Origin of the sequence: Luteipulveratus flavus (assembly GCF_029439465.1) — a bacterium.
GTDB classification, from domain to species: Bacteria; Actinomycetota; Actinomycetes; order Actinomycetales; family Dermatophilaceae; genus Luteipulveratus; species Luteipulveratus flavus.
Window position 1 is genome coordinate 87064 of sequence record NZ_JAROAV010000027.1, and the last position, 10194, is coordinate 97257.

The 10194-nt window shown below is 71.1% G+C and carries 12 protein-coding genes; 9 read left to right on the plus strand and 3 right to left on the minus strand.

Annotated features, from left to right (window positions below; all coding sequences use genetic code 11):
• Window positions 1–8 precede the first annotated feature (8 nt).
• Window positions 9–1016, plus strand: coding sequence for a glutathione S-transferase family protein (locus P4R38_RS08635; protein ID WP_275238973.1), 1008 nt, complete (start codon window positions 9–11; stop codon window positions 1014–1016).
• The gene (locus P4R38_RS08640) at window positions 1013–1690 is read left to right on the plus strand and encodes a class I SAM-dependent methyltransferase (protein WP_275238972.1); all 678 of its coding nucleotides are present in this window, start codon (window positions 1013–1015) and stop codon (window positions 1688–1690) included. Before P4R38_RS08635 ends, P4R38_RS08640 begins: the two co-directional genes overlap by 4 nt.
• A gap of 39 nt (window positions 1691–1729) precedes the next feature.
• Here the strand turns inward: P4R38_RS08640 and P4R38_RS08645 are convergent, their stop codons facing one another.
• A complete protein-coding gene (locus P4R38_RS08645; RefSeq protein ID WP_277191853.1) occupies window positions 1730–2932 on the minus strand; it encodes a MarP family serine protease in 1203 nt (400 codons plus the stop codon).
• Window positions 2933–3025: 93 nt separating this feature from the next.
• Here P4R38_RS08645 and P4R38_RS08650 point away from each other — a divergent pair, with 93 nt between their 5' ends.
• The 3 genes from P4R38_RS08650 to erpA all read left to right on the plus strand — a co-directional run bounded on the left by P4R38_RS08650 (window position 3026) and on the right by erpA (window position 5325).
• A complete protein-coding gene (locus P4R38_RS08650) occupies window positions 3026–3730 on the plus strand; it encodes a M50 family metallopeptidase (RefSeq protein ID WP_275238970.1) in 705 nt (234 codons plus the stop codon).
• Between the two features lie 16 nt (window positions 3731–3746).
• Window positions 3747–4871 carry a glycerate kinase gene (locus P4R38_RS08655; protein ID WP_275238969.1) on the plus strand — a complete coding sequence of 375 codons (1125 nt, stop codon included), beginning with the start codon at window positions 3747–3749 and terminating at the stop codon, window positions 4869–4871.
• An 88-nt stretch (window positions 4872–4959) separates the two neighbouring features.
• Window positions 4960–5325 (plus strand): iron-sulfur cluster insertion protein ErpA, encoded by a 366-nt coding sequence (gene erpA, locus P4R38_RS08660; RefSeq protein ID WP_275238968.1) that lies wholly within the window; start codon window positions 4960–4962, stop codon window positions 5323–5325.
• Between the two features lie 34 nt (window positions 5326–5359).
• Here erpA and P4R38_RS08665 read toward each other — a convergent pair whose 3' ends face one another.
• Together P4R38_RS08665 and P4R38_RS08670 are read right to left on the minus strand one after the other, a co-directional pair.
• Window positions 5360–5890, minus strand: coding sequence for a hypothetical protein (locus P4R38_RS08665; protein WP_275238967.1), 531 nt, complete (start codon window positions 5888–5890; stop codon window positions 5360–5362).
• On the minus strand, window positions 5887–6237 hold the full coding sequence (locus P4R38_RS08670; RefSeq protein WP_275238966.1) for a PadR family transcriptional regulator: 351 nt from the start codon (window positions 6235–6237) through the stop codon (window positions 5887–5889). The genes P4R38_RS08665 and P4R38_RS08670 overlap by 4 nt, the downstream gene beginning before the upstream one ends.
• 97 nt (window positions 6238–6334) lie before the next feature.
• Between P4R38_RS08670 and P4R38_RS08675 the strand changes: the two genes are divergently transcribed.
• The 4 genes from P4R38_RS08675 to P4R38_RS08690 all read left to right on the plus strand — a co-directional run.
• Window positions 6335–7321, plus strand: a complete 987-nt coding sequence (locus P4R38_RS08675; RefSeq protein WP_275238965.1) for a carbohydrate kinase family protein — start codon at window positions 6335–6337, stop codon at window positions 7319–7321.
• Window positions 7322–7331: 10 nt separating this feature from the next.
• Window positions 7332–8009, plus strand: coding sequence for a leucyl/phenylalanyl-tRNA--protein transferase (gene aat, locus P4R38_RS08680; RefSeq protein ID WP_275238964.1), 678 nt, complete (start codon window positions 7332–7334; stop codon window positions 8007–8009).
• A gap of 56 nt (window positions 8010–8065) precedes the next feature.
• Window positions 8066–8998, plus strand: coding sequence for an aa3-type cytochrome oxidase subunit II (ctaC, locus tag P4R38_RS08685; protein ID WP_457609442.1), 933 nt, complete (start codon window positions 8066–8068; stop codon window positions 8996–8998).
• On the plus strand, window positions 8998–10194 hold a 1197-nt coding region (locus P4R38_RS08690; protein ID WP_277191854.1), incomplete at its 3' end, for a cytochrome c oxidase subunit I. The genes ctaC and P4R38_RS08690, both read left to right, overlap by 1 nt.

The following is a 10194-nucleotide window of genomic DNA, read 5'->3' on the forward strand; positions in this document are numbered from 1 at the left end:
GTCGTCCCATGGCGCAAGGCACGTACGTCGAGAAGTCCTACGAGCGCGACACCACCTACATCACCGACCGGATCACGGCCGACGGGTCGGACGGCTGGCCGGTGGAGCCCGGTCGCTACCGGCTGGTCGTGTCCCGAGCGTGCCCCTGGGCCAACCGCGCGATCATCGTCCGGCGGCTCCTCGGGCTGGAGCCGGTCCTGTCGATGGGCGTCTGCGGGCCGACCCACGACGCGGACAGCTGGACGTTCGACCTCGACCCCGGCGGCGTCGACCCGGTGCTGGGGATCCCGCGGATCAAGGACGCCTACCTCAAGCGCTACCCCGACTACCCGCGCGGGATCACGGTCCCGGCCATCGTGGACGTGCCAAGGGGCGAGGTCGTGACGAACGACTTCGCCCAGATCACGCTGGACCTGTCGACGGAGTGGACCGCCTTCCACCGGGGTGGCGCGCCGGACCTCTACCCCGAGCCGCTGCGGGCCGAGATGGACGAGGTGATGCGCCGCGTCTACACCGAGGTCAACAACGGCGTCTACCGGTGCGGGTTCGCCGGCGAGCAGGAGGCGTACGACAAGGCGTACGACCGCCTGTTCACCGCGATCGACTGGCTGTCCGACCGGTTGGAGAGCCGGCGCTTCCTGATGGGCGACTCCATCACCGAGGCCGACGTGCGGCTGTTCACCACGCTCGCCCGCTTCGACCCCGTCTACCACGGCCACTTCAAGTGCAACCGCACCACGCTGACCGAGATGCCGGTGCTGTGGGCGTACGCACGGGACCTGTTCCAGACGCCCGGGTTCGGCGACACCATCGACTTCGTCGACATCAAGGCGCACTACTACGAGGTGCACCGCGACGTGAACCCCACCGGCGTGGTGCCCAAGGGCCCGGAGCTGTCGGGGTGGCTCACCGAGCACGGCCGAGAAGCGTTGGGCGGCAAGCCGTTCGGCGAGGGGACGCCACCTGGCCCGGTGGCCGACGGCGAGCAGGTGCCGGCCGGGCACGGCGCCGTATGAGCGCGCCGCGCGACTGGCAGACCCAGGCGGACGAGTGGGCGGCCGAGGCCACCGCGGCGGGGCGTCCGAACAGCTGGTTCGAGCGTCTGTACCGGGCCGGCCGCGACGGCACGGTCACGATGCCCTGGGACCGTGACTCCGCCCACCCCGTCCTGATGGACTGGCTCGCTGCCTCGGGTCCCGGCGCCGGCCGGGCTGCGGTCGTGGGCTGCGGTCTCGGCGCCGACGCCGAGCACCTCGCGCAGCGTGGGTTCGACGTCGTCGCCTTCGACCTGTCACCGGCTGCGGTCGCCGAGGCCCGGCGACGGCACCCGGGCAGCCCGGTGGAGTACGTCGCCGCCGATCTGCTCGACCCGCCGGACGACTGGCGCGAGGGGTTCGACCTGGTCGTCGAGATCTACACCGTGCAGGCCGTCCCGGTGTCCATGCGTACGGCCATGACCTCGGCGGTGTCCCGGCTCGTCGCGCCGGGCGGCACCCTGCTGGCCGTCCAGGTGGTACGGACACCGCAGGACACGGGCGACGGGCCGCCCTGGCCGATGTCGGAGGAGGAGATGCGTGCCTTCGCCGCGGCGCCCGGCCTGGTCCTCACCGCACTGGACCAGTGCGAGCGCCCTGACCGGCCGGGCACACCGCTGTGGCGCGCCGAGGTCCGCCGCGCCCCGTCCTCGTAGCGGCGGTCCCGACTGTGCCGGGCCCGTTGGCCACCCGGATCAGCCGTCGTGGCTCAGGCAGGCGCCGGTGGGCACCTCGCGGCGCAGCGTGGGCGCCTGGTCCAGCAGCCGGTCGGTGGCACGGTCGGTGAGCGCGAAGCCGATCGAGCCGTCGTTGTCGGCGCGCGCGAAGATCGTGCCGGCCACGCCGCCGTCGCGGGTGAGCAGCGGACCGCCCGAGTTGCCCGGAACGACCGTCGTGCTCAGCGTGTAGATGTCGCGGTTGACCGTCTTGCTGTCGTAGATGTTGCGCCCGCTGCTGACGGCGTCCGCATGCACCACGGCGGGGGAGAGGTGGTAGTCGCCGCCGTTCGGGAACCCTGCGGCGACGCCGGTCGCGCCCGTCCCGAGCTCGGGCACTCGCGGCAGGGGCTGCGCCGTCAGGCCCGGCACCGCCAGGATCGCCAGGTCGAGGTCCGGGTCGTACGCGACGACGGTCGCGTCCAGGCGGGACCCGTCACCGCCGGGACGGACCGTGATGCGCTGACCGCCGGCGACGACGTGGGCGTTGGTGACCACCCGGTCGTCGCTCACGACCCAGCCGCTGCCGAAGGCGATGCCGCCGCACCGGTCGGAGGTGCTGCGCACCTTGACGACGCTCTCCTGCGCCTGGGCGATCGCGGGGCTGCCGAGGACGCTCGCGTCGGGCGGTGCGGCGGGAGCGGCCGGCAGGGTGTGGAACACCTTCGGAAACGGCGAGCTCTCGAGCTGGTCGTTCAGCCGTCCCAGCGCAGTGCGCGCCTCGTCGGGCACCGACCGGTCCAGCAGGTGCCAACCGTGGGAGCGGTCGATCTGGTCGCCGGCCGCTGCGGACAGCAGCGGTCGAGCGGTGGAGATCAGCGCCCACCCGGCGATCAGGGCGGCGAGCACCATCGCGGTCGCGCCGAGCCCGGCGTCCAGCAGTCGGGCCGGACGCCAGCTCACGGTGCCGACGACCCGCTGGCCGAGGGCACCGAGGGCGCCTGCGCCGACGGTCGCCAGGATCAGGGCACCGACGGTGACGACCAGCGCAGCGGTCAGGTCGGACGTGGGCCGCTGGTCCAGCAGGTCCAGCAGGGCGGGGACCGCCCAGAGGCCGAGCAGCAGGCCCAGCAGCCACCCACCGGCCGACAGAGCGCTCGTCACGAGCCCGCGTCGCCAGCCGGCGACGGCGGCGAGCGTGGCTGCGAGGAGCAGGACGAGATCGATCACGGCGACAAGCATGCGCACACATGCTGGGAACGAACGCCGGCCGCGCTGGGAGATCTCGGGGACCGGATGCCAGGCCGGGAGGGACGCGTGCAACGATCCGGCGCCATGGGTGAGATCTGGGACCGCATCACGACGGTGCAGCCGCTGCCGGCCCGCGGGGTGATCGAGCTCATGGGCGTCATCGCGATCGGCCTCATCCTCTGGCCGCCGGCGTGGCGGGTCACCCGGCAGGTCGTCACGATCGCCCACGAGGGCGCCCACGCGTTCGTCGCCCTGCTGTGCGGCCGGTCCCTGCACGGCGTACGGCTGCACCGCGACACCTCGGGGCTGACGGTCACCCGGGGTCTCGCGCGCGGACGAGGGCTGGTCGCCACGCTCGCCGCCGGCTACATCGGCCCTGCCCTCCTGGGGCTGCTCGGCGCGGTCGTCCTCGGGCGCGGGTACTCGGTGGCGCTGCTGTGGCTGCTGCTGATCGTGCTCGCGCTGCTGCTCCTGCAGATCCGCAACTGGTTCGGGCTCGGCGTGATGCTCGTCGCCGGTGCGGTGCTCTTCGGCGTGACCTGGTGGATGCCGGGCCAGGGGCAGACGGCGTTCGCGTACCTGCTCATGTGGTTCCTGCTGCTCGCCTCGCCCTGGGCCGTCGTCGACCTCCAGCGGTCACGGCGGCGCGGCCGCGGGTACGAGTCGGACGCCGATCAGCTCGGCCGTCTCACCGTGCTGCCCGGGCTGGGGTGGGTGACGGTGTTCTTCGCCGTGACCGTCGGCTGCCTGGTCGTTGGTGCGCTGATGATGCTGGGGCGTCTGACATGAGGGCGCAGGCCTGCGCATGGTGACGGTGCTGGTGGCGCCGGCCGGCATCGGACACCTGCCTCCGGTGCGGGTGGCCGAGCTGGTGTCGCAGACGTGGACGGCGCGGTCGCCCGGTGTCCGAGTCGTCGGACGGCCGATGTCCGACGGTGGCAACGGCTTCCTCGACGCGCTGCGAGCCGGCGCGGGTGGGGTGCTCACGCCGGTGGTGGTGGACGACCCGTCCGGGCCCTCCCGGCCGGCCACCGTGCTGCTCCAGGACGGCGCGAACGGGCCGACGGCGTACGTCGAGCCCGCGGCCCTGAACCTCGGGGCCGAGGACAGCACGTACGCGGTCGGTCGCCTGCTGATCGCCGCACGCGAGACCGGTGCCGAGCGCATCGTCGTGGGCGTCGGCTACATGGGCACCCTGGACGGCGGCGCCGGGATGCTGCGCGCCCTCGCCGGGGACGAACGGTCCGGTGACTGGTGGCGGGCGCCGGACCGGACGGCCGCCCTGGTCGAGGAGTGGGGCGGGGTACGGATCGTCGGTGCGGTGGAGGACGACGCGCCGCTGCTCGGCATGCACGGTCCGACGTACGCGGCGATCGAGCGCAGCGGGCTGGACCGCGCGGAGGCGGACCGGCACGAGCGCCGCATGGGCGAGCTGGTCGACCAGGTGGAGAAGGCGGTCCCGCCTCGGCGCGACCTGGTGTCCGGTCTGCCCGTGCGTGTCCACCGCCGGGCCGGCGCGGGCGCGGGCGGCGGCCTCGGGTACGCGCTGGCCGTCCTCGGGGCGCAGCTGCGGTCCGGCGCCGACGTCACCGCGGAGGCCGTCGGCCTGGACCACGCTGTCGCGGACGCAGACCTCGTCGTCACGGGGGAGACGACCTACGACTGGCGCAGCCTGGAGCACAGCGTCCTCTCCCGCGTCTCCTCGTCGGCCGAGGTCGCGGCGCGCCCCGTGGTCGTGCTCTGCCGGGAGCAGCACGTGGGGCGCCGCGAGTCCATGTCGCTGGGCGTCGCGGGCACGTACAGCCTGATCCCCACCGGACGGCTCGCGCGGGACGTGCCCGAGGGCGGGGACCTGGAGGACGCCCTGCGCGCCTTGGTGCGTCGTGTCGCGGGCACCTGGACGCCCACCGGGTCCGACGACGTACATTGAGTGCATCGGGAACATGTCCCGGACCCGCCGGGTTACCTCCTTGCGACGGGAGACTCCCGGCCACGATGCACTACGAAGGGCAGGCACGATGAGCGTCGAGACCACGACCGCGCACACCACGGAGAAGACCCATGGCGTCGAGCTGACCGAGGTCGCCGCCACCAAGGTCAAGAGCCTGCTCGAGCAGGAGGGTCGCGACGACCTCCGCCTGCGTGTCGGTGTGCAGCCCGGCGGCTGCTCCGGTCTGATCTACCAGCTCTACTTCGACGAGCGCACGCTCGACGGCGACCTGGTGCGTGACTTCGGCGGCGTCGAGGTCGTCGTCGACCGGATGAGCTCCCCCTACCTCGAGGGTGCGACCATCGACTTCGCGGACACCATCGAGAAGCAGGGCTTCACGATCGACAACCCGAACGCCGGCAGCAGCTGCGCCTGCGGCGACAGCTTCAGCTGATCCACCTCCGGCACCATCGCCGGGAGAAGCCGGCTCACCGATCCTCAGTGGGCCGGCTTCGTGCTGCTCGTAGCACCCGCCAGGAGCGGGAGGCCACCAGGAAGACGACCAGCAGCAGCGCGAGGTAGGGCAGTGGCTGACCGCTCAGGCCCACCGCGAGGCCACCGTTCGCACGATCGACGCTGACCTCACTGAACGGCAGCAGGGTGAGGCCGCCCGACGCGCTCCCGCCTCCGCTCCGGGCGTTCACGCCGTCGATGAACGCCACCGTGCTGAGGAGACCGACGAGCAGCAGCGCGATCGCCGTCATCCCGGCGGCTGCGGACCCCACCGCCCACGCCGGGCGCCTCCGGTCCCGCAGGGCGGCAGCCTCGTCGGAGGCCAGCCTGCGTGCGGGGCCGAGACCTCGCAGGGCGGCCGCGGTCCCCTCCCGGGCCGCGGCGTCGTCCAGGTTCGCACGCAGGGCGCGGGTGAGCTCGCGGCGCTGTCCACGCCGGGTGCCGTACAGGTCCAGCCAGAGCTCGTACGCGAGCAGGTAACGCCGTCGGCGGAGTCGGTCGATCATCGGAGCACCTCGTGGTCGGGATCGGTGGAGCGGAGCGTGGCAGCCACCGCGGCGGTGAGCTGCTCCCAGGCGGTCAGGCGGGCGCGCAGCCCCTCCTGACCGCGAGGCGTGACGGCGTAGTACTTGCGGGCCGGGCCGCTGGAGGAACGCAGCAGCCGCGAACGCAGGTCCCCTGCCGCCTCCAGGCGGGTCAGCGCGGGGTAGACGGTGCCCTCGGACAGGTCCTCGAACCCCGCCTCGCGCAGCCGGACGACCAGCGCGTAGCCGTAGTCCTCCCGTTCGGCGAGGAGCCGGAGCAGGAGCAGCGACAGGACGCCCTTGAGCATCTGGGGGTCGGCGGGAGGCACAAGCGTCACCATATGGCCCAGTACTAGGTGATGTCGAGTACCAAGTCCGTGCGGCGGTCCACCGTGTGCGGCGGTGTCGGCCGGTAGGGTCGCCGTCGTGAACATCGCCATCACCGGATCCATCGCGACCGACCATCTGATGACCTTTCAGGGTCGCTTCGCCGACTCCCTGGTCGTCGAGCAGCTCGACAAGATCTCGTTGTCCTTTCTCGCGGACGACCTGCAGATCCGGCGCGGGGGAGTGGCCGCCAACATCGCGTTCGGCATGGCCAACCTCGGGCTGCGGCCCGTGCTCGTCGGCGCGGTGGGCGAGGACTTCGTCGACTACCGGTCCTGGCTGGAGCGGCACGGCGTCGACTGCGACTCCGTGCACGTCTCGGGCACCAAGCACACGGCGCGCTTCGTCTGCACGACCGACGAGGACATGGCCCAGATCGCGACCTTCTACGCCGGTGCCATGAGCGAGGCCCGCGACATCGAGCTGGCGCCGGTGGCGGCCCGCGTGGGTGGCCTGGACCTGGTGCTGATCGGCGCGAACGACCCCGAGGGCATGCGCCGCCACACCCAGGAGTGCCGTACCCGTGGCATCCCGTTCATCGCCGACCCGTCCCAGCAGCTGGCGTTCAGCGACGGCCCGTTCATCCAGCGGCTCATCGACGGCGCCCAGTACCTGTTCACCAACGAGTACGAGGCCCACCTGACCGAGCAGAAGACCGGCTGGTCGGGTGAGGAGATCCTGGACCGCGTCGGCACCCGGGTCATCACCCAGGGCAAGGACGGCGCGGTCATCCTGCGCAAGGGCGAGCCGGAGATCCACGTGCCGGTCGCGGGCGAGGTCAAGCGCGCCGACCCCACCGGGGTGGGCGACGCGTTCCGTGCCGGCTTCCTCGCCGGGCTGTCCTGGGACCTGGACCTGCGGCGCTGCGCCGAGGTCGGCTCGATGCTCGCCACGTACGTCATCGAGACGATCGGGACCCAGGAGTACGTACTGCACCAGAGCGAGTTCCTGCAGCGCATCGGCGAGGCGTACGGCCCCGAGGCGGGGGCCGCGATCGAGCCGCACCTGGCCTGCCTCCGGCGCTGACCCACCGCCGATGCCCGTCGAGCCGCCGCCCACCACCTGGGACCTCGGGTCGGCGCGGATGGACGTGCCCGACGACCTGATCGCGGTCGGGGCCGACCTCGAGCCCGGGACGGTGCTGTCCGCGTACCGTCTCGGGCTCTTCCCGATGGGTCTCGGCGCTCACGGGCGTCCTCCGATCGGCTGGTGGAGCCCGGTCCGCCGGGGCGTGCTGCTGCGCGACGACCTGCACGTCAGCCGGTCGATGCGCCGGTCGGTCCGACGGTTCGAGGTCACGGTCGACACCCGGTTCGAGGACGTGGTCGCCGCGTGCGCAGACCCCTCCCGCAGCGGCCGGTGGATCACCCGAGACATCCGGGCGGCCTACGGCCGGCTGCACGAGCTGGGCTGGGCCCACTCCGTGGAGGTCTGGGCGGGGGAGGACCTGGTCGGCGGCCTGTACGGAGTCGCCGTCGGCGGCCTGTTCGCGGGCGAGTCGATGTTCCACCGCAGCACGGACGCCTCGAAGGTCGCCGTCCACGCGTTGCACCACATCGTGTACGCCGACGGCGCCCCCGAACGGATCATCGACGTGCAGTGGCGCACACCCCACCTGGCCACGCTGGGCGTGCGTGAGATGAGCCGTGAGACGTACCGCAAGGCCCTCGGCGCGGCGTTGCGGATCCCGCCGCCCGAGGGGTTCGGCACCTAGCCCGGGCCGGCATTCAGAACGTCTACTACCTCCGGTAGGGTTCCCTTGTGTCCCCCATGGAATCGCGGAAGGTAGGCCACGTGAGCCGCCCCCAAGAACCATCCGCCCCGTCGCGCCTGCGGCGGTTGGCAGTGGCTGGTGTTGCTGGACTGCTGATGACGTCCCTGACGGGATGCAGTGATCTGGTCGAGAGGGGGTTCCTGCCCAAGGGCGTGACCTCCACCTCGGAGGAGTTCACCACGTTCTGGAACACCACCTGGCTGTGGGCGCTCGGCGTGGGTGTCCTGGTGTGGGGCCTGACGCTGTGGTGCGTCGTCCGGTACCGCCGGCGCAAGACCGACACCGGCCTGCCGGCACAGATGCAGTACAACGTGCCGATCGAGATCCTCTACACCGTCGTGCCCGTCCTGATGGTCGCCGTGCTGTTCGGCAAGACCGTGGAGCTGGACAACACGGTCCTGGACACCTCCAAGAAGCCGGACGTGACGATCAACGTCGTCGGCAAGCAGTGGAGCTGGGACTTCAACTACGTCGAGGCCGGCGTGTACGACTCCGGCGTGCAGGCGCATCTGAACGGCAAGAAGGGCGTCCCGGCGACCCTGCCGACGCTGTACCTGCCGGTCGACAAGCGGACCGAGTTCGTCCTGACCGCGCGCGACGTCATCCACTCGTTCTGGGTCCCGCAGTTCCTGCAGAAGATGGACATGATGCCGGGGCGAGTCAACAAGTTCCAGGTGACGCCGACCGAGACGGGCACCTTCACCGGCAAGTGCGCCGAGCTGTGCGGCGCGTACCACAGCGAGATGCTGTTCCAGGTCAAGGTCGTCCCGCAGGCCGAGTACGACCAGCACGTCGCGGCGCTCAAGGCGCGCGGCCAGTCGGGCTTCCTGAGCAACAGCCTCAACCGCTCCGAGCTGGTCCCCGGTGAGCAGCAGTTCCTGCCGCCGGCTCTCGACCAGTCCAGCATCGTCGAGGAGGGCAAGAAGTAATGGCGACCACCGTGACGCCGCAGGCCGGGTCGGTCCAGGACCTCCCGGCGCGCCCGCAGCGAGTTCGTACTCCCGGGCAGACCGTGATCAAGTGGGTCACCACCACTGATCACAAGGTCATCGGCAACCTCTACTTCATCACCTCCTTCGCGTTCTTCCTGCTCGGCGGCGTGCTCGCGCTGCTGATCCGGGCCGAGCTGTTCGACCCCGGTCTGCAGATCGTGGACAACAAGGAGCAGTTCAACCAGCTGTTCACGATGCACGGCACGATCATGCTGCTGCTCTTCGCGACACCGCTGTTCGCCGGCTTCGCCAACGCGTTGATGCCGCTGCAGATCGGTGCGCCGGACGTGGCGTTCCCGCGGCTGAACATGTTCGCGTACTGGCTCTACCTCTTCGGTGCCCTGATCGCCTGCGCCGGCTTCCTCACCCCGCAGGGTGCGGCCGCGTTCGGCTGGTTCGCCTACTCGCCGCTGTCGGACACGACCTACAGTCCCGGCCTGGGTGGCAACCTGTGGGTCTTCGGCCTGGCGATGACCGGTTTCGGGACGATCCTGGGCTCGGTCAACTTCATCACCACGATCATCTGCATGCGCGCCCCCGGCATGACGATGTTCCGGATGCCGCTGTTCACCTGGACGATCCTGATCACCGCGCTCCTGGCGCTGATCGTGTTCCCGGTGCTGGCGGCCGCGCTGTTCGGCCTGGGCGCCGACCGCGTGATGAACGCGCACGTCTTCGACGCCGCCACCGGCGGAGCGATGCTGTGGCAGCACATGTTCTGGTTCTTCGGCCACCCCGAGGTCTACATCATCGCGCTGCCGTTCTTCGGCATCATCTCCGAGGTCATCCCGGTCTTCTCCCGCAAGCCGCTGTTCGGCTACAAGTCGATGGTGTTCGCCGTCATCGCGATCGCCGCACTGTCGGTGAGCGTCTGGGCGCACCACATGTACGCCACGGGCCAGGTGCTGCTGCCGTTCTTCGCGGTTATGACGATGCTGATCGCGGTGCCGACCGGTCTGAAGTTCTTCAACTGGGTCGGCACCATGTGGCAGGGCTCGCTGACGTTCGAGACCCCGATGCTGTGGGCGATCGGCTTCCTGGTCACCTTCCTGTTCGGTGGTCTGACCGGCGTGATCCTGGCCAGCCCGGCGCTGGACTTCCACCTCACCGACTCCTACTTCGTGGTGGCGCAC

Bases quoted from the DNA above. Each gene is read 5' to 3' on its own strand.
- erpA (WP_275238968.1), top strand. From the start codon at position 4,960: ATGAGCGTCGAGACCACGACCGCGCACACCACGGAGAAGACCCATGGC.
- ctaC (WP_457609442.1), top strand. From the start codon at position 8,066: ATGGAATCGCGGAAGGTAGGCCACGTGAGCCGCCCCCAAGAACCATCC.
- aat (WP_275238964.1), top strand. From the start codon at position 7,332: ATGCCCGTCGAGCCGCCGCCCACCACCTGGGACCTCGGGTCGGCGCGG.
- P4R38_RS08635 (WP_275238973.1), top strand. From the start codon at position 9: ATGGCGCAAGGCACGTACGTCGAGAAGTCCTACGAGCGCGACACCACC.
- P4R38_RS08650 (WP_275238970.1), top strand. From the start codon at position 3,026: ATGGGTGAGATCTGGGACCGCATCACGACGGTGCAGCCGCTGCCGGCC.
- P4R38_RS08655 (WP_275238969.1), top strand. From the start codon at position 3,747: ATGGTGACGGTGCTGGTGGCGCCGGCCGGCATCGGACACCTGCCTCCG.
- P4R38_RS08640 (WP_275238972.1), top strand. From the start codon at position 1,013: ATGAGCGCGCCGCGCGACTGGCAGACCCAGGCGGACGAGTGGGCGGCC.
- P4R38_RS08665 (WP_275238967.1), bottom strand. From the start codon at position 5,890: ATGATCGACCGACTCCGCCGACGGCGTTACCTGCTCGCGTACGAGCTC.
- P4R38_RS08645 (WP_277191853.1), bottom strand. From the start codon at position 2,932: ATGCTTGTCGCCGTGATCGATCTCGTCCTGCTCCTCGCAGCCACGCTC.